Here is a 20,380-nt window from a genome sequence, read left to right on the forward strand (position 1 = left end):
TTTTATCTTTGCGGCATGTCACAAAAAATATCTACCGATAAAGCGCCCAAGCCGGTTGGCTTATACCCCCATGCCCGCCGCGTAGGCAACCTGCTGTTCCTTTCCGGGATCGGTCCCCGCACGGTGAGCGATGAAATTCCCGGTTTGAAGCTCGATAAGAACGGCAATTTTCTCGAATTCGATTTCGAGGCCCAGTGCCGGAACGTATTCGACAATGTGCGCATCGTGCTGGAAGAAAGCGGCAGCAGCTGGGGCCAGCTGGTCGATGTGACCGTGTTCCTGGTCAATATGAAGCGTGACTTTGCCGTGTACAATAAGGTTTATGCCGAGTACTTTAAGGATAACCAACCTTGCCGTACCACGGTGGAGATCAATTCGCTGCCTACGCCCATCGCCATCGAGCTGAAATGCATCGCGACCATCGGCGGAGAGGGTTAACATAAGCTTACAAGGCCTTTGGCGAACTTCAGCGTGTGGTTCCTGTTTTTATCATTCCTGTGCACGGGAATATTTTGATTCACAAAAAATAAAAACAAGCTTATGAACGCGCAAACACTGAAAGGCCATTGGAACGAGCTGAAAGGCAAGCTGAAACAGAAATACGCCGATCTTACCGATGATGATCTGCTGTACGTGGAGGGCAAGGAAGACGAGCTTTACGGCAAGCTGCAGCAAAAGCTGGGCAAGACCCGTGAAGAAGTAGAGCAAGAGATCGACTCGCTCTGAGGAAAAGGACGATAAAGCATACAGGCCGGCGCTGGAAAAAAACAGTGCCGGCCTGTTTACGTCTCTGGCAAAAACGCAGTAAATTTGAGCAGCCTTAAATCGCCCAGGGAAACAGCCTGTTTTATGAGCACTACTACCCAAAATTCGGATATCCGCGTTGTTGTTATTGAAGACGATACGACCATCAGGGAGTCATACACCTACCTGATCAATGAAGCGCCCGGCTATCATGTCGTCAACAGCTACGCTTCTGCGGAGCTGGCCCTGAAAGGTATCCGTGCCGACGATCCGCATGTGGTGCTGCTGGATGTCGAGCTGCCCGGAATCAGCGGGCTGGAAGCGATTCCCCGTATCAAGGCTGTGGTAGAAGAGGTCTATATTATTATGCTTACCGTATACGATCACCAGCAGACGGTATTCGATGCGCTGAGCAAGGGCGCTTCGGGCTACCTGACCAAAAGCACGGCGCCGGGCAAGATCATAGAGGCGCTGGGCGAGGTGATGGACGGCGGTGGTCCTATGAGCGCCAATATCGCACGGATGGTGGTGCATTCGTTCCAGCGGAGCCAGGAATCGCCGCTTACCCGCCGGGAAACGGAAATACTGGAGCAGATCGCCGACGGCAAGACCCGCAGCCGTATTGCTTCCGAAATGTTTATTGACCTGGAGACGGTCAAATCCCACCTGAAAAATATCTATGCCAAGCTGGACGTGCATTCCAGAGCAGACGCTATCAGGGCGGCCAAGCAAAATAAATACATCTGAGCCTTGCGGCGTGTATGCAGGTATCCCTGCCGGTCCGGTTTTCGACGGCCGGTCCCCAACATCTTTATGTTATTTTCCTGTCTGTAGCATTACCCCCGATTTAAATTTTTGCTAACTTTATTCAGTTCATTGGTCCAAAAGCTCCATTAATTGATGCATCGCAGCTTTACGTTTATTGCCCTCTTTTTCCTAATGGCCTGGCGGGCAGCTGCCCAGCAAAAAGACATGCCGCCGCCATTGCTCTTTATTCTCAACGAAGGGCAATGGGAGCAGCCTTTCCTGTACAAAGGCATTTCGCCCAGCGCCGATATCTACCTGGAGCAAAGTGGTATTACTTACCTGGTGGGCGATGAGACCAATCCGTCGAAGATCCATGAGTACAAGGAAGGACATATGACCGCGGCGCCGGTGCTGAAGTATCACGGCTACAGGATGCGATGGCTGGGAGCCAATGAACATGCACTGACCGAAGGAAGCAAAAAGCAAAGCTATTATCACAATTATTTCCTGGGCAATGAGCCCTCCCGCTGGAAAAGCAATGTGGGCGTGTATGGCAATGTCGATTATAAAGATCTTTATCCCGGCATCGATCTTCACCTGAGCTCGGATAAAGGTCAGGCCAAATACGACTTTATCGTTTACGCCGGCAGCGATGTCAGCCGCATAAAGCTGCGCTTTGAAGGACTGGATGGGATACGGATCAGCAAGGAGGGCAACCTCGTTTTGAAAACCTCGGTAGGCGAGATTACCGAAATGGCGCCTTATGCCTACCAGTACGTCGGCGGGGAAATGAAGGAAGTGCCCTGCCGCTACCAGCTGAACGGGAACGAGCTGCAGTTCGGCTTTCCCAAAGGCTATGACAACAGCCAGAACCTGATCATCGATCCTACTATCGTATTTGCGACACTTACCGGCTCTACTGCCGATAACTGGGGCTTTACCGCGACCTATGATGCTGCGGGCAATCTCTATGCCGGCGGTATCGCCAACGGGCTCGGGTACCCGATGCTGGGTCCCCTGCAAACTACCTTTGGCGGCGGTACCTGGGATATTGCCATCTCAAAATTCAATGCGAGCGGCAGCGGGTTAATTTATTCGACCTATATCGGCGGCGACCAGGACGACATGCCGCATAGCCTCGTGGTCGACGCTGCCAATGAGCTGGTGCTCGCCGGCAAATCCCGTTCTACCAATTACCCGACAACAGCAGGGGCCTTCGATCCCCTGTACAACAATAACTATGATATCATCGTGACCAAATTCAACGCTGCCGGTTCAGCGCTCATCGGGTCTACTTATGTGGGCGGCAGCGGCGACGACGGGATCAATATCAACAGCGATTTTTCTGCCGACGTCAATACCCTGAAGTACAATTACGGCGACAACTCCCGCAGCGAGGTCATCGTCGATCGCCAGAACAATGTTTATGTAGCCGCCAGCTCCCGTTCCAGCGATTTCCCGCTGACCGCTACTGCTGCCAAGAACAGCCTGGGCGGTCCGCAGGACGGCGTATTCTTCAAGCTGAATCCCACCCTGAGCACGATGCTGTACAGCACCTATATCGGGGGCAGCAGCAGCGATGCTGCCTATGCCCTGGCGCTGGATACGGCACAATCGCATGTCTATGTGGCCGGCGGCACGCAAAGCAATGATTTTCATACGACGGCTGCCGCTACCGGCTGGCGAAGCACCTACCAGGGCGGGCTTGCCGACGGCTATATCTGCCGTTTCCTGAACAGCGGCGCCTATACGCTGCAGAAAGCTACTTTCGTCGGAACCAGTGCTTACGATCAATGTTTCGGGGTACAGACGGACCTTGAGAACGGTGTTTATACCATGGGGCAGACTTTGGGCGCTTTTCCCGTATCGGCCGGCGTTTATTCCAATGCTGGCTCCCGGCAATTCCTGCTGAAGCTGGACAGCCTGCTGGGTACGGCAACCTATTCTACGGTATTCGGCAGCGGTTCGGCGACCCATCCCAATATTTCACCGGTAGCCTTCCTTGTCGATACCTGTCAGAATGTGTACATATCCGGCTGGGGCGGCACCATTTCGGGCGGCAGCACTACTTTCAATATGCCGGTTACTATAGATGCTTTCCAGCCGACGACCGATGGCAACGATTTTTATTTTATTGTGCTGAGTAAAAATGCCCTCAGCCTGCTGTTCGCTTCCTTCTTCGGCTCCCCCAACAAAGGCGAACATGTTGATGGCGGTACCAGCCGTTTCGATCCCAATGGCGTTGTGTACCAGGCGATATGTGCCAGCTGTGGGCCCGGCGCGGCTTTTCCCGCTACCTCCGGCGCCTATGCGACGACCAAGGGCAGCAGCAATTGTAACCTGGGCGCGCTGAAGATCGCCTTCAACCTGGGCAGTGTAAAAGCGGTGGCTGCCGCCAATCCCAATGTAACGGGCTGCGCGCCGCTCACCGTCAACTTCAGCAACGGCTCCACCAATGCCACCTCCTACATATGGGACTTTGACGACGGTACTGCCAATTCTACAGCGACGGCGCCCACGCATGTGTTTACCAATCCTGGCGTATATCATGTAAAAATGGTAGCCATCAATCCCAATGCCTGTAAAACCCATGATACCGTAACCCTGCAGATCGTGGTGAGTGACGATACGATCAGGGCCGATTTTAATGTCGTCCTGCTCGATACCTGTACCAATCCCCGTATTGTGCTGACCAATACCTCGGTGGCAATGCCCGGGCATACCCTCAGCCAGGCGACTTTCCAGTGGTTCTTCGGCGACGGCGCCTCCAGCACGCTGCAGAACCCCGGAACCCACAACTATGCGGGCAGCGGCAGCTACCCGGTAATGATGATCATGACCGATACCGCAGCCTGCAATTCACCCGATACCGTGATCAAAACAGTGGTAGTGAACCAGGCATTCATCGATGCGGGATTCGACGGCGGCGCTTTCTGTATGGGCGATACCGCGCGGTTTACCAATACCACAGCCAACGGTGATACCTACCAGTGGAGCTTCGGCGACGGCGGTACCGCCACCACGGCCGATGGTGCGCATATCTATACGGCCCCGGGCACCTATACCGTAACCCTCAGGGCATTCAACCCGCTCACCTGCAATAAGGCCGACTCGGCGCAGCAAACGGTTACCGTGAAGCCCAATCCTACTGCTGCATTCAGCTATGCGCCGCTCATACCCGAAAGGAATGTGCCCACCTCCTTCTTCAACCAGTCGACTGATGCTACCCGGTACAAGTGGAGCTTCGGCGATAATGCCTTCAGCGAGGAGGAGAACCCGGTGCACACCTATAACCGCACCGGCGACTACCAGGTATGCCTGACCGCCTTTAACGATGTGGGCTGCTCCGATAAAATATGCCGTACTATCCGGGCAGAAGTGCAGCCCCTGGCCGATGTGCCTACCGGCTTCAGTCCCAATGGCGATGGTTCCAACGATATCCTTTATGTAAGAGGCTACAGTATCGAAAGCCTCAGCTTCCGCGTGTTCAACCGCTGGGGCGAGCAGGTATTCGAGACCAGCAACCAATCTGTAGGCTGGGATGGCACCTATAAGGGCAAGCCCCAGAATATGGATGCTTATGCTTTTATCCTGCAGGTAACCTTTTACGACGGCACCACGATGCACAAGCAGGGCAATGTAACCCTGCTGCGGTAAGCGTTTATGTTTTGAAAAATACAGGCTTATGGCGACAGGCTTTACTGTGCGCAGGCTTTCCGCAACGATTACTACGGCGCCCGTAGCTGCAACTTCGCTTTTAATAAGAAGAACCGGCCATTCGGCCGGTTCTTGCGTTATGTCCTTTAAGTGAAAGCTTAGTGTGCAGCCGCAGCTTTTGTAGCCGCTTCAGTCCACTGTTTGCCCAGTTGCTGCATGTATTCGCTGAATTTCTGCGCTTCTTCGGGTTTCAGCTTGGTAGCCCAGTTAGCAGCGCCCTGGCTCCAGGTAGCATATTTCTGGCCCAGTTCGGCAACTTTAGCCTGATCTTTGCTCTCGATGGCTTTCATGTACTCATCCATCAGGGTTTTGTATTCAGCCAGGCCTTTGTTCACTTCTTCGTTGGAAAAAGTAGGCGCGTCTGTAGCCGCTGTAGTAGAAGCAGGGGTTTCAGTAGTCTGAGCAGGCTCAGTAGTGGTTGTGGTGGTAGTGGTAGTAGTTGCCTCTTCCGTTTTAGCGTCTTTGTTTTCACCGCAGGAAATGATCGTGGTGCTGAACAGGGCCAAAGCGGCACCGGCGAGAATCAGTTTTTTCATAATTGTGAGTTTTTTGCAAATGTAAAGCGAATAAAAGCAAATCGGAATGGATTTATAAATAATGCCATTTTTAGCAAAAAATTAAGGGATTTGTTAACTTAACGTTAGTGGGAAACGGGTGTATAAAGTATAATTTCTTTTGATAAAGCGCCCTTATTTTTGTAACTTTGCCTATTGTTTTTCAGGGAAGAATTCCTCCTCCTCTTTGCCCTGGAAAGCGCCACCCAACAAACAAAATTCGTTTCCTAAAACGCTGCAATGAATACAGAAAACCACGAAGTATTAACGCCCGCCACACCCGCATATGGAGCAGATAGCATACAGGTGCTCGAAGGTCTGGAAGCGGTGCGTAAGCGTCCCTCCATGTATATCGGTGATATCGGCATTAAGGGCCTGCATCACCTGGTCTATGAAGTAGTCGACAACTCTATTGACGAAGCCCTGGCCGGCTATTGTAAAAATATCATCGTCACGATCAATGCCGATAATTCGATCCGCGTTGATGATGACGGTCGCGGTATCCCTACAGGTATCAATACGAAAGAGGGTAAATCGGCGCTGGAGATGGTAATGACCATGCTGCATGCCGGCGGTAAATTCGACAAGGATACCTACAAAGTATCCGGCGGTCTGCATGGTGTGGGCGTGAGCTGTGTGAACGCCCTCAGCAATCCCCTGCATGTAACGGTACACCGCGAAGGAAAGATCTTTGAGCAGGAATATGCCGAAGGGGTGCCCAAATACGCCGTGCGCGAGATCGGCGATACCGATCGCACGGGCACCATCGTTCATTTCAAGCCCGATGGTACCATCTTTAAAGATACGGTATACCATCGCGATATCCTGGCGGCCCGTTTGCGCGAGCTGTCCTTCCTGAACAAAGGCATCCGCATTACCCTGATCGACGAGCGTGCGGATGAAGAGAACGGCGATATTCCCCGCGAAGAATTCTACAGCGAAGGCGGTATCACCGAATTCGTGCAGATGCTGGACAACAATGGTAAGCGCGAAGCGCTGCTGCCCGAGCCGGTTTATGCCGAAGGACACGACGAAGCCACCAATGTGACTGTAGAAGTGGCCCTGGCCTACAATACCTCCTTTAACGAGCATATTTTCTCCTACGTCAACAATATCAATACCATTGAAGGCGGTACGCACGTTGCGGGCTTCCGCAGGGCTATCACCCGCGTGTTCAAATCCTATGGCGATAAGAACAAGCTGTTTGAAAAGGCCAAGGTAGAGATCACCGGCGACGACTTCAGGGAAGGCCTTACCGCGATCATTTCCGTGAAAGTGCCCGAGCCTCAGTTCGAAGGTCAGACCAAAACCAAGCTGGGCAATAACGAAGTGAGCGGGGTAGTGGACGTATGCGTGAGCCGCATCCTGGAAGCTTACCTGGAAGAGCATCCCAAAGCCGCCAAGATCATTATCGATAAGGTGATCCTGGCAGCGCAGGCCCGTGCCGCAGCTGCCAAGGCCCGCCAGATGGTGCAGCGCAAAAGCGTGCTGACCGGTGGCGGATTGCCCGGCAAGCTGGCCGACTGTTCAGAAAAAGATCCCGAACGCTGCGAATTGTATCTTGTCGAAGGAGACTCGGCCGGCGGTACAGCCAAGCAGGGCCGCGACCGGTCTTACCAGGCCATCCTGCCCCTGCGCGGTAAGATCCTGAACGTGGAGAAAGCCCAGGAGCATAAGATCTATGAAAATGAAGAGATCAAGAATATGTATACGGCGCTGGGTGTGACCGTAGGCACCCCGGAAGACCCGAAGGCGCTGAACCTGAGCCGCCTGCGTTACAACAAGATCATCATCATGACGGATGCCGATGTGGACGGTTCGCATATCGCCACGCTCATCCTCACTTTCTTCTTCCGCTACATGACCGCCCTGGTAGAGCAAGGTCACGTATACCTGGCCCAGCCCCCGCTGTACCTGGTGAAGAAAGGGAAAGACGGTATCTACTGCTGGACGGAAGACGATCGTAAAGCCGCGGTGACCAAGCTGGCCAACGGTAAGGAAGACAGCGTGAACATCCAGCGGTACAAAGGCCTGGGTGAAATGAACGCCGAGCAGCTGTGGGAAACCACGATGAATCCCGATACCCGCGCTATGAAGCAGGTAACGATCGAAAGCGCAGCGGAAGCCGACATGGTCTTTGCGATGCTGATGGGTGAAGAAGTAGGACCCCGCCGCGATTTCATTGAAAAGAATGCCAAATACGCCAAGATCGATATCTGATCGGCAGGTAAAAGAATATTGAGCCCGGAGGCTGCCCGATACGGGTAGCCTCTTTTCATTGTGTCCTCCTTCTCTACTTTTGAATAGCGGATGTTGTTTTTATCTAATTTTAAAAAAAAATCTTTGTTTTTGTTATTGAAGTGATAAAAAGTTTCATCTTTGTGGCTGAGAAATCTTAACAGATCTTTTAAAGCCCGAAGATGACTATGACCCTTTATTGCCCGTGTGCAGCACGAAGCCTGTACCTGGCTCTGCTGCTGCTTTGCCTGTATCCTGCCTTGCCCGCTTTCAGCCAGCGTGGGCTTGGAGCAACCGAGGCCGATGCCAAGATGCTTCCCGGCGGCGCCGGCAGCGGCGGCGGGATGTCGGGTATTTACAGCCCGAACCTGTTTGACGGCACCGCCAACATCAACATTCCCATTTTCCAGTACAGCACCGAAGGCGCCGACTACGGCATCGGCCTCAGCTACAATACCCTGGGGGTGAAGCTTGATGAGCTGGCTTCCGTGGCAGGAATGCACTGGACCCTGCGCGCCGAAGGCAGCATCAGCCGTACGGTAAAAGACCTTCCCGATGAGCTGGCCATGACCATCGATACTATTTATACCAGCAACACCCAGTATTACACCCGGGTAAAAGGCCGCCTGGCCCAGGATATGGAGACCGCCCAGCAGGCTGCCGATCCCCGTGTGTACCGGGATCATGAAAGCGACGAGTTCGTGCTGTCGGCCGGCGGCCTGTCGCTGAGCTTCCGGCTCGGGCGCAACGGGCAGGTCTTCACCCACCCGCATCGCAATGTCAAAATACAGCTGCTCTCCAACGGTCAGCCGCTACCCGCTACCGGTAGCGGCAGTGTTCCCCCTGCCGCCTTGTCGCTGGAATTTGTGGTGACCGACGAACAAGGCAACCGTTATTATTTTACCAAAGGCGATTACCGCGTGTGGGAGATGCTCACCCTCAGCGCCCAGGCCATTGTCCCCGGGCATGACTGGTCGGGGCCCGACGAGATCGGCCGCTTTGACCAGGTCGACCGCTGGGTAGTGAGCCGTATTGTGCTTGCCGGCGGCACCGAGCTACAGTACCAATACCGCAGCAGCCAAAGGGCGGATGCCCTTTATATGGCTGTAGAGAAAAATAACGCTAGTGCCCCACTCACCTTTGGTGAAGTACCCGGCAGCGGCTACAAGGCACTGATCAGCCGGATCATGTATCCCAACGGTGTGAGCGCCGACTTTGTCTATGACGATCAGCACCAGCGCTGCGACAATGGCGGCTTAACAAACAGCACCGGTGCGCCGACCCCTACACTGGCCGAGATCAAAGTGGGTGCCACCACCGGCAGCAGCTGCCTGCGCTACCGGCTCAACCAGAGCTATATTGTTACCGATACCTTTAACCAGGTAACGGAAAAGCCCCTGGGCAGCCCCTGCAATACCATTACCGGCTTGTACCCTTATCGTACGCACCGACTGCGGCTCAACAGCATTACCCTGCTGAGCTGCGACGGGCTCAGCAGCGAACCCTATTACAGCTTTGCCTACGATCCTACGCCTATGGCCCCCCGCTTCCGCGCCGGGCAGGACTACTTCGGCTATGCCAACGGCAGGCGGGCAACGGGCTGGGGACTTGAGCCCAGCGGGGACCTGAGCATCCCGTATCACCTGAATGCCAGCAATGCCAATGGTGATTTTTATTATGGTGTCGACCGCACCGCCGACTTCAGCTACGGCCGCGCCGGTATCCTGACCAAAGTGACCAATGCCTACGGCGGTTACGTGGAGTTTGGCTATGCACCTCACAATACCCTGGCCAACACCTTTAACCCCCAACCGGCCAACCTGAATAATTTCCTGGGGCGGGACGCCAATGACGGCCTCTGCCTGGCCAGCATTAAGGAAAGCGACCCTTACCATGCCGGCAATTACCGCCTCACCAGCTTCAGCTACGAAGAAGGCCAGCAGTTCCTCAGCGGCGGTTACTTCTTTAGCCCCCTTTCCTATAACCAATACCTCTGGGGCCCCGATTCCTTACAGCGCTGGACCAATACCTACCTTACCGCCCATCACCTGGTCGGCAACAGCAACCACGGCTATTCCAAAGTGACCGTGACCCAGACCGACAACAACGGCGCCCAGCTGTCGCGCAAGGTGACCCGCTTTACCAATATCGTGGACGTGAACGACAACGGCCAGCCCATCAACCGCTACCAGGTCGTGGGCGGCGGCAAACCTTTTTATGCCTTTCCCTACAACGACAAGCAATACCTGCGCGACTGGGAAATAGGCCTTCCCCTGCTGGTGCAGGAATACGACAACCTGAACAACCTGGTGCAGGAGACCCGCAACCGCTACCGCTTTACCCTGGACAGCACATCGGCCCTGGCCGCCGGCGTAGGCGGCGCCAAGAGCAGCTATGTGCACGGCCAGCTGCTGAGTATCCCGGTGAGCACACTTCCGGCTGTTGAGCAGATTGCCGTTACCGATCCTTATGTTCCCTATACCGGTAAAAGCCTGCTGCAGAGCACCATCATCCGCAAGTACATGAGCTACGGCGGGCAGGTCTACGACTCGATGGCCTACACCTACGACAGCCGCGAGAACCTGAAGACGATCGTTACCCGCAATAGCGAAGGCGAAGAAGTGCAGACCATCCACTATTACAACTACGATGCCGGCGTCTACGACCCGCTGCCCGGCCTGGAAAGGCAGGTAACCACCCAGCGCTGGAAGCGCATTGCCGGCACCACCGGCCCGCTGCCCGACAACGGCGTGCTGCTGGACGCCTACTTTACCGGCCTGGCCGCCGATGGCAGCAGCGGCAGCTACAGCCGTATCCGCAACAAGACCCTGTACAACCTGCAGACCGCAGGCCAGCTGAGCTACAGCAGCTACCTGGGCGCCGGCCCCCTGAACAGCACCCCGCTGAAGATCAATGCCGTTACCCAGGGCGCCACCCTTCCCGACTTCCGCAAGACCAGCGAAGTGCTGCAGGCCGACGCCAAAGGCAATCCCCTGGAGACTTACCTGCCCGATGGGGAGCAGTACAAAGCCATGGTATGGGATACCGCCACTGGTAAGAAACTTGCCGAGGCCGTGAACTGCCGCTACGCCGATATGGCCTATACCAGCTTTGAAGCCGGCCCTTACACTACCAATTTTACCTATACCGCTAATACCAGTAGTGGCGGCGTGACGGGGGGCAAATGCATGCAGCTGTGGAATGGTACCAACAATACGGCCAACCGCCTTGAAGGCACCCGGGCCCTGCAAGCCGGCAGGGAATACCTGCTTTCCTTCTGGGTCAGCGGCGCAGCCCCTTCAGTAGTGGCCGGCGGCGTAGCCCAAACCTTACCCGCTACCCCGGCAGCCCAGATCGGCAGCTGGAAGCAGTATATTATCCGGTTTACCCCGCAGGCTGCCGGTACCATTGTGAGCCTTACCGGTACGGCTGCCCATACCATCCTGGACGAAGTCCGGCTGCATCCCGCCTCGGCCCTGATGCAGAGCTGGAGCGCCGATGCCCTGCTGGGCACCACCTCGGCCGCCGACGCCCGCGGCCGCATCACCTATTATGAATACGACGCCATGGGAAGGCCCTACCTGGTACGCGACCAGGAAGGCCATATCCTGTCCAAGACCCAGTACACCCTCCATGGCGCCGAATAACCCTATTACTATCACGATATAAATAGAAATACAATGCAACCCTTGCATGCCATCATAAAAGCACTTGTGCTGTGCCTGCTGCTTTTGGGCTCCTGGCCACAGGCCACAATCTTTGCCCAGACCAATAAGCCGCAGCTGAACCAGCAGGCCCCTGCCGGCAGTATGACCAATACCGTACCCGTGCCACCCGCCATCAATATCAACAGCTCGGAGCTGTACAATTTTGAACGGAGCTTCGTGCCCAGAGTACCCATCGACGATCCAGCCACACTGACCACCACCAGCGCCCCATCCGATGTGCAGGCGAGCACCCTGTACAAAGACGGCTTCAGCCGTGGTATGCAAGCCGTGGCACACAATTTTACCCAGGGAAAGAGCCTCGTAAGCCCTGTGGATACCCGCTTCCGGCCCCAGGAGACCGGCTACCTGCCTTACAGCAGCGCCGGCTACGGCTTCAGGGCCAATGCCTTTACCGAGCAGCAAGCCTATTACAGCAACCTGTATCCCAATGAAGGCAATACCGCCTACAGCCTGCAGCGTAACACCTCGGCAGGAAATGTGCTGCGCACGACCAGTTATGCCCCCGGCAAAAGCCAGGTCGGGCAGAGCAGAGGCACCGAGACACTTCCTATTACCGAGGCCTGTAATTGTATCCGTCGCTGGAGCGTGGACGGGAACGGTAGCCCCCTGAGCAACGGCGTCTATGCCGCAGGCGAGCTGCTGGGTACCCTGGTCCAATCGCCAGCCAGCGGGACCGCCCTGCCTCCCCGTAAGTTCGTGTATAAGAACAAGGATGGCCGCGTGGTGCTGGAGCAGATCGCCGACAGCCTAACCTCCGGCCCGGGCTATACCTACCTGCAGACCTTCTACATCTATAACCCGCAGGGGCAGCTCTGCTACGTGGTGCCACCCGCCGCCGCCGATAACGCCCTATCCGCCGGCAGCATCAGCCAGGCGACCCTGGACCAGTACTGCTTCCAGTACCGCTACGACAGCAAGGGCCGCAAAGTAGAGCAGAAAGTACCCGGCAAAGGCTGGGAGTATTTTGTGTATGACAAAAGAGACCGGCTGGTATTTTACCAGGACAGCAGCCTGAAAAGCGCCGGAGGGTGGTGGTCCTTTACACTTTATGATGCCCTGGACCGGCCAACCGTTACCGGTAAGGGCCAGGCAATCGGCACAACCCGGCAGCAGTTTGCCGCTTTGATGGAGGACGGTTCCACTTATCCATCTACCCATGTGCTGTATTATGCTAAAAACTACGACCTCTATCATGTTTATCCCGCAGCCTTAAATTACTGCGAGAGCTGGAGCTACACCTATTACGACGATTACAGGGAAGCCGACCCCAACGGCGATCTGTGGAACACCTACAGCACGGAGCTGCAGTTCAGCGAACAGCAAAGCCTTTCCGGCTCGGAAAGCCCGCAGCGCAGTAATCGCACCCAGGGCCTGCCCACCGGCAGCCTGGTGAAGATACTGCCCGCCCCCGGAGCCTCCGGTACCGGCGCCTGGCGCAGGACGGCCCTGTTCTACGACGACAAAGGCCGGCTGATCTATAGTGCCGGCCAGGACCTCGCCACCCCGGGCAGCACTAACATTGTCCATGCCTCCTATGCCGGCAGCCAGTACACCTTTACCGGCCAGGTGCTGAACACCAAGCACGTAATCGTTAATAACAAGAGCAGCGACGGCTACCTGGAGCACAGCGAGGCGACCCGCAACGAATACGAAGCCGCCACCGGCCGCCTGAGCAAGACCTGGCGCAAAGTGGACAACGCCAGCGGCTGGACCCTGACCTCCTCGCTGTACTACGACGAGCTGGGCCGCCTGCAACGCAAAGTATTGAGCAACGGCGGCGAGACCCAGGACTACAGCTACAATATCCGCGGGCAGCTCACCGGAATCAACGGTGTGTATGCCGAGACCGGCAACCGGGAGTTCCAGTACCGCAGCTTCGGCGAGTCCCTTAAATACGACTACGGCTTCGATAAGCCCCGCTTCGACGGCAAGATCGCCGGTATGATCTGGCGGGGCAGCGCCGGCGCCAACCTGGGCAACAATATCAGCAGCATGCACGCCTATGGCTACGACTACGACCTGGGCGGGCGGCTAAAGCTGGCCGACTATTACCTGCAGCAGGAGTACAACGGCCAGGGCCAGGTAGACCCCTGGAGCAAGACCCTGCTGGACTTTACCGTATCGAACCTGTACTACGACAAGAACGGCAACATCAAAACGATGAGTCAGCGCGGCGTCAAGCCCGGTACCGGCCCCGTGAACATGGATATCATGAGCTACAGCTATACCAACGGCAACCAGCTGGACGCCGTCAGCGACCAGGGTATAGCCGACTATGGCGCAGGCGACTTCCGGGACGGCCACAGCGGGGCGGGCGACTACAGCTACGACCCCAACGGCAATCTGTACAAAGACCTGAACAAAGGCATCGGCAGCATCACTTACAACCATTTCAACAAACCCGTAACGATCGACCTGGGCGGCGGTAAGCAGATACAGTACAGCTACGATGCCGCCGGCAGCAAAGTCCAGGAGCTTATCATCAATCCCGGCCAGCCCACGAAGCAGACTGATTACATTAGCAACTTCGTTTACCAAAATGATACGCTTCAATACGCTCTCACTGATGACGGTCGTACTGTATTCGACTACAGCAGCGCTACCCCTATAAAAGAAGAATACTTTGTCAAAGACCACCTGGGCAATGTGCGCAGCATTATCGACATTACCCTCAAACCCCTGCGGCAATACCTGGCCACCTACGAAGTGGCCAGCGCCTACCTGGAAGGTCTGCTGTTTGAGAAAGTAAGCGAGATACGGGACGAAAAACCCGCCAGCACCGATCCCGGCGACAGCAAGGCCGGGCGGCTCAACGCCGCCGAAGCGGGAAGAGAAGTAGGCACCTCCCTGCTGGTGAAAGTGATGGCCGGCGATTTGGTGGACATGAACGTCAACAACTATTACGAGACCTTCGAAGGCAATACCACCGATCCCGTAACCCCCGAGCAATTGATGGCCAGCGTGATCAGCACCCTGACCAGCGGCGTGAACGGTATGCCCGGCGAGAGCCACAATACCAAATTGGTCAGCGAGCTCTTTACCCAGGAGAACTTCTCTGCCCTGGAGAACATGATCCAGAGCCAGGGCATCGACCCCGCGCGGCCGCAGGCCTACCTGACCTACGCCCTCTTTGACGAGAACATGAAGCTGGTCGATGAGTTCAGCGGCGCCTACCAGGTGAACGGCAACGGTACCTGGGGCACTATCGGCAGCAACGGGGCCCGGATGATCCCCACCAACGGGTATTTAGCTGTATATTTGAACAGCCGCTGGCGCGACCTGAGCTGTGCCTCCTGCAGCAATGTGTTCTTTGACCGGGTGGTGCTGGAGATCGCCAAGGGCAGCCTGCTGGAGGAGAACCATTACTACCCGCACGGGCTGCCGATCAAAGCATTGTCCAGTACGGCGCAGGGCGTGAAGGATAACCGCCACAAGTACCAAAGCAATGAATACATCAAAGACCTGGGGCTGAACTGGATGGACTTCAACGCCCGGCAGTATGACCCGCAGATTGGCAGGTTCCTGGCGGTGGACCCCCTGGCCGATGCGGAAGGGCAACAGATATGGAGCCCTTATGCGGCTATGGGCAATGCACCGGAGAGCATGGTGGATCCGAATGGGACTTCAGTGACGACCTATACCGATTTTGCGTCGATATCGACACTGCTTACTAATTTAAGCTCTCTTTACAGCGGTGGTGTATTTGTACAAGGTAAGTACGTTAGATTTTCCGATTGGATATCTTCGAGGTTTAAAGCGGTTATGGGATATGCTATTGGTGGCGCCGCTGTATCGGACAAGGATTATTTTTCAAAATCACGTTATGGCATTGTAGCCGGTATGGCCGGAATAGGCTCTGCGGGAGGAAGTGGCGGGGATGATGATAAGGAAGAGGCAGGCATAATTGAAACAGGAATTTACAATTTAGCGGGAATCTTCGGATTATTTGGCAGAGCCTTATCTCCTCCAACCACTGAGTCTGGACGGCGAGGCATTTTAGGAAAACAGCCAGCAAACGCCGCAGAATTCCTTACAGATGCCAAGGCGGGAATGGATATGATGATGCTCCTGAGTACCCCAATTGACATGCTGTATAATACTACGCTTCCTGTAAGAGCAGAGGCTAGAGCAGAGAACGAGTTTGCGGAGATGTTGAATATTGGTTTTGCGCCAAGGGCCTTTAAGAGAGAAAGTAATCTTGCGTTAGGTTTAGGTGACGATTTATTCCGCTTTGCAGAAACCAAAGGATTTGATACTTACAAATCATTTTCAACTGGATTTCAAAAAGATCAAATTCTAAATGCAATGAAGTCTTATGATAATATTCACTTTAATGTAACAGGTTTTGGTAGATATAGATTTTCTAAATTTAATCCATCAGGCCCGTTATCATACAAAAATTATACAAATTGGGAAATGCATACAATATTCAACAGTCCTACTCTATTGAATAAAACGACATTCTATAAAAGTGTAGGTAATGGATATGAGGTAGTACCTAATTATTCACCTTTCCTCAAGTAGTATTAGCATGGTTTACAATTCAAATAGAAAATTTAAAGTTTGGAGTTATACGATTAGCCATAGCTCCCTATTATTAAGGAGTGTAATGAAGTTTATTGACGAAGATGGATTTTCAGAAGATACTTCTTACAATGTTGATGTGGAATTTTGGGCTGTTACTTATATTAATATTCCTATCCTCTTGGAAAATATAAAAATTGTAGAGATCTCAGAAAATGATTTGCCTAAAAATATAAATAGGGAATTGTGTAAGTACGATCAAAAGGTATTTGAAATTTATGATGGAAATAAAAAATACTACATCATTGCGAGTGGCTTATTGGTTGGAATAAATCGTTGGGAGAATGAGGATAGAATATCTAATTATGATTCGAATTTAAAGCATGATAAGGTAATAGTAAAAGTTTAACTTATTTTCCAGCTAGCGCGGACGTGTCGCGAGACTGTCCACTTCTTTTCTTCGCACCTTCAAGAACGTGGAACTAGTAACCAAGTAGATATTTTCTATCTTTGTAAAGACACGTTAGCTTGGGTAAAGTGTCGGCAGACTACGGCTTCGATAAGCCCCGCTTCGACGGCAAGATCGCCGGCATGATCTGGCGGGGCAGCGCCGGCGCCAACTTGGGCAACAATATCAGCAGCATGCACGCCTATGGCTACGACTACGACCTGGGCGGGCGGCTGAAGCTGGCCGACTATTACCTGCAGCAGGAGTACAACGGCCAGGGCCAGGTAGACCCCTGGAGCAAGACCCTGCTGGACTTTACCGTATCGAACCTTTACTACGACAAGAACGGCAACATTCCTTTTCCGCAGTGTCTCCTGAAGAGGACACTTCTTTTCTCTTTTTCCGCAGCATCTCCTGAAGATTCCTTTTCCGCAGTGTCTCCTGAAAGGGACGCTGCGAAAGGTGAGTGAGATGGCAATGTAGTGACAAGCGTAATCCTTGCGCCCCGGATAGCAACGAAAAGCCCGGAGCTGCCGTAGCGATATATTCAATCCGTTAATAAGCCTAAGTAAATTGGGTATAATGTCTTCGTAGCTTATAATTGCAGCGAGGACTTGAAGTGGATAGCGGGTCAGGCGCCCTAAAGTAAAACTACAGCTACGACCCCAACGGCAACCTGTACAAAGACCTGAACAAAGGTATCGGCAGCATCACTTACAACCATTTCAACAAACCCGTAACGATCGACCTGGGCGGCGGTAAGCAGATACAGTACAGCTACGATGCTACGGGAGCTAAAGTGCAGGAGCTTGTCATTAACCCCGGCCAGCCTACAAAGCAGACCGACTACATCGGCAACTTCGTTTACCAAAATGATACGCTTCAATACGCTCTCACTGATGACGGTCGTACTGTATTCGACTACAGCAGCGCTACCCCTATAAAAGAAGAATACTTTGTCAAAGACCACCTGGGCAATGTGCGCAGCATTATCGACATTACGCTGAAGCCCCTGCGGCAATACCTGGCCACCTACGAAGTGGCCAGCGCCTACCTGGAAGGGATGCTGTTTGAGAAAGTAAGCGAGATACGGGACGAGAAGCCCGCCAGCACCGATCCCGGCGACAGCAAGGCCGGGCGGCTCAACGCCGCCGAAGCGGGAAGAGAAGTAGGCACCTCCCTGCTGGTAAAAGTGATGGCCGGCGATTTGGTGGACATGAACGTCAACAACTATTACGAGACCTTCGAAGGCAATACCACCGATCCCGTAACCCCCGAGCAATTGATGGCCAGCGTGATCAGCACCCTGACCAGCGGCGTGAACGGTATGCCCGGCGAGAGCCACAATACCAAATTGGTCAGCGAGCTCTTTACCCAGGAGAACTTCTCTGCCCTGGAAAACATGATCCAGAGCCAGGGCATCGATCCAACAAGGCCGCAAGCCTACCTGACCTACGCCCTCTTTGACGAGAACATGAAGCTGGTCGATGAGTTCAGCGGCGCCTACCAGGTGAACGGCAACGGTACCTGGGGCAGCATAGGCAGCAACGGCGCGCGGATGATCCCCACCAACGGGTATTTAGCCGTATATTTGAACAGCCGCTGGCGCGACCTGAGCTGCGCCTCCTGCAGCAATGTGTTCTTTGACCGGGTGGTGCTGGAGATCGCCAAAGGCAGCCTGCTGGAGGAGAACCATTACTACCCGCACGGGCTGCCGATCAAAGCACTGTCTAGCACCGCGCAGGGCGTGAAGGACAACCGCCGCAAGTACCAGGGCAACGAGTACATCAAGGACCTGGGGCTGAACTGGATGGACTTCAACGCCCGGCAGTATGACCCACAGATCGGCAGGTTCCTGGCGGTGGACCCCCTGGCCGATGCGGAAGGACAGCAGGTGTTCTCGCCTTATGCCGCCATGGGCAATGCGCCGGAAAGTTTAGTGGATCCGAATGGGGAAGAGTTTTCCCTGTTTGCATCTCATGCTGATGGATGGAGGTTCTTGAATAGTTTGTCTCGCATTTATGGAGTTACCTTTGATTGGGATGAGACATCAGGAAAGGTTACCATTAAGGATGACTTACAAAAAGAAGGTCAAGAAAGAACGTCAACAGAAATGGCCCAAGGGGCAAGTGGCGCGTTTGCACAAGCTTTTGGGGAGGCTACCAAAACCTGGTTTAAGGAAATGGTCGAAAGTAAAGATGTGAAGGTTCAGGCCGCTGTGGCAAATAATTCGGCATTAATTTTTAGTGAGGACTACGGAAATTTTGAGCATGCTACCGAAACCGGTCATCTATCAGTCATGCAGGATTTGATAAATGGAGTAGATCTAAGCGGAATACCTGATTTTGATGGTAGGATTACATTGGAAGAAGCGAATAATTGGTATAGAGAAGGACACGGAAGGCCATTATATGCTAACCTATCTCTGTTATATCTAAAAAGTGTAACACCGGCTGAATTTGAAAAAGGGAAAAAATATACCTACTTTAATTTACTGTTTCGCTTTAATAGAAGAGATGGACTTGTTTATGGTACTATTGGCTTAAAATACTTAGGTAATAATGAAGTTTCGGCAGCTCCTGATTTCTACGATTTTGATATTAGACCATGGACACCACAAAATTGGGTTAGAAATGCAGAGACACAAATTGGATCATGGACGGCGGGTGCAGGAAGAGGTTATCCTATCTTTTTCTATGGTAAAGGTAAAATAAGTCCTAATATTCAGGGGCCAACTAAAGCATGGGAATTAGGTTTTTAACTAAGATAAAAATGAAAAACAAATTAGCCTTGATGTGCTCTGTCGCTTTGTTTTTTTCTTGCGGAGCAGGAGTAAGCGACTATACTGAAGAACTGCCAGGAGGATATCAATTTATTAGTGAAAGTAGGGATGAACAATTTATTCAAGGTAATTATAGATTTATTCCATGCACTGTGCTAGATTATTGTTACAATCAAGACTATATATTGGTATCCCAAAAACCGAAGAAAAATTGTTTAATTCTTCCTGATTCACCAATTAAAAACGTGGATACTGTTCAGTTTTGGATTATCGATATAGTTAACGATTCATTACGTGGGCCATACAAAAAGGACGATTATATGGATTTAAGAAGAGACTTAAATATTCCAGCCCACTTAAAACTAAAGATAGAACGAGACTGGTAATTCAAGGTGCGTTACCCGACTGGCACACGGATTCCTTCGCATGTCTTCGTCGCTATGAAAAGCTATATCTTTTCTTCCAGCGAAAGCTTAGGTTTACCCATAAAAATAGTTTGTTTATTCTATCTTAGAGGATGTTATTGTCCCAGTCTGCCTGTATTGAATTTCAGAAGCAAAGCATTGCGTTTAAACATAGGGATAGAAAGACACGTTATCTGCAATTGATACAAATACTTTTGAGAATGGATTTGAGTTTGAGTTTTCCTTCTTAAGCTTCCTTTTCCGCAGTGTCTCCTGAAAGGGACGCTGCGAAAGGTGAGTGAGATGGCAATGTAGTGACAAGCGTAATCTTTGCGCCCCGGATAGCAACGAAAAGCCCGGAGCTGCCGTAGCGATATATTCAATCCGTTAATAAGCCTAAGTAAATTGGGTATAATGTCTTCGTAGCTTATAATTGCAGCGAGGCCTTGTAGTGGATAGCCAGTCAGGCGCCCTAAAATAAAACTACACTACGC

Annotated in this window: 12 protein-coding genes; 11 read left to right on the forward strand and 1 reads right to left on the reverse strand. The window is 53.0% G+C overall.

The features are described from left to right. Positions 1–15: 15 nt before the first annotated feature. From DZC79_RS01680 to DZC79_RS01695, 4 genes are all read left to right on the forward strand, one after another. Positions 16–438, forward strand: a complete 423-nt coding sequence (locus DZC79_RS01680) for a RidA family protein (protein WP_118949803.1) — start codon at positions 16–18, stop codon at positions 436–438. Positions 439–540: 102 nt separating this feature from the next. Beyond that, positions 541–726, forward strand: coding sequence for a CsbD family protein (locus tag DZC79_RS01685; RefSeq protein ID WP_118949804.1), 186 nt, complete (start codon positions 541–543; stop codon positions 724–726). A 123-nt stretch (positions 727–849) separates the two neighbouring features. Further along, positions 850–1,491: a response regulator gene (locus tag DZC79_RS01690; RefSeq protein ID WP_118950010.1), complete on the forward strand. Its 642-nt coding sequence runs from the start codon at positions 850–852 to the stop codon at positions 1,489–1,491. A gap of 153 nt (positions 1,492–1,644) precedes the next feature. After that, entirely contained in the window at positions 1,645–5,148 is a 3,504-nt protein-coding gene (locus DZC79_RS01695; protein WP_118949805.1) for a gliding motility-associated C-terminal domain-containing protein, read from the forward strand. 158 nt (positions 5,149–5,306) lie between these two features. Here DZC79_RS01695 and DZC79_RS01700 read toward each other — a convergent pair whose 3' ends face one another. After that, on the reverse strand, positions 5,307–5,744 hold the full coding sequence (locus tag DZC79_RS01700) for a hypothetical protein (protein ID WP_118949806.1): 438 nt from the start codon (positions 5,742–5,744) through the stop codon (positions 5,307–5,309). Positions 5,745–6,002: 258 nt separating this feature from the next. On the opposite strand from DZC79_RS01700, the gene gyrB reads away from it, so the two are divergent. The 7 genes from gyrB to DZC79_RS01735 all read left to right on the forward strand — a co-directional run bounded on the left by gyrB (position 6,003) and on the right by DZC79_RS01735 (position 19,868). Continuing rightward, positions 6,003–7,982 carry a DNA topoisomerase (ATP-hydrolyzing) subunit B gene (gyrB, locus tag DZC79_RS01705; protein ID WP_118949807.1) on the forward strand — a complete coding sequence of 660 codons (1,980 nt, stop codon included), beginning with the start codon at positions 6,003–6,005 and terminating at the stop codon, positions 7,980–7,982. Positions 7,983–8,182: 200 nt separating this feature from the next. Continuing rightward, on the forward strand, positions 8,183–11,647 hold the full coding sequence (locus DZC79_RS01710) for an RHS repeat domain-containing protein (RefSeq protein WP_157976851.1): 3,465 nt from the start codon (positions 8,183–8,185) through the stop codon (positions 11,645–11,647). Between the two features lie 33 nt (positions 11,648–11,680). After that, on the forward strand, positions 11,681–16,252 hold the full coding sequence (locus DZC79_RS01715; RefSeq protein WP_118949809.1) for an RHS repeat protein: 4,572 nt from the start codon (positions 11,681–11,683) through the stop codon (positions 16,250–16,252). 85 nt (positions 16,253–16,337) lie between these two features. After that, on the forward strand, positions 16,338–16,661 hold the full coding sequence (locus DZC79_RS01720; protein ID WP_118949810.1) for a hypothetical protein: 324 nt from the start codon (positions 16,338–16,340) through the stop codon (positions 16,659–16,661). A 119-nt stretch (positions 16,662–16,780) separates the two neighbouring features. Further along, positions 16,781–17,170 carry a hypothetical protein gene (locus DZC79_RS01725; RefSeq protein WP_118949811.1) on the forward strand — a complete coding sequence of 130 codons (390 nt, stop codon included), beginning with the start codon at positions 16,781–16,783 and terminating at the stop codon, positions 17,168–17,170. A gap of 329 nt (positions 17,171–17,499) precedes the next feature. Then, positions 17,500–19,461 (forward strand): RHS repeat domain-containing protein, encoded by a 1,962-nt coding sequence (locus DZC79_RS01730; protein WP_118949812.1) that lies wholly within the window; start codon positions 17,500–17,502, stop codon positions 19,459–19,461. 11 nt (positions 19,462–19,472) lie between these two features. After that, positions 19,473–19,868 (forward strand): DUF3997 domain-containing protein, encoded by a 396-nt coding sequence (locus DZC79_RS01735; RefSeq protein WP_157976852.1) that lies wholly within the window; start codon positions 19,473–19,475, stop codon positions 19,866–19,868. The last annotated feature ends 512 nt before the right edge of the window (positions 19,869–20,380 follow it).

The sequence above is a fragment of the Taibaiella helva genome, assembly GCF_003545695.1.
GTDB lineage: Bacteria > Bacteroidota > Bacteroidia > Chitinophagales > Chitinophagaceae > Taibaiella > Taibaiella helva.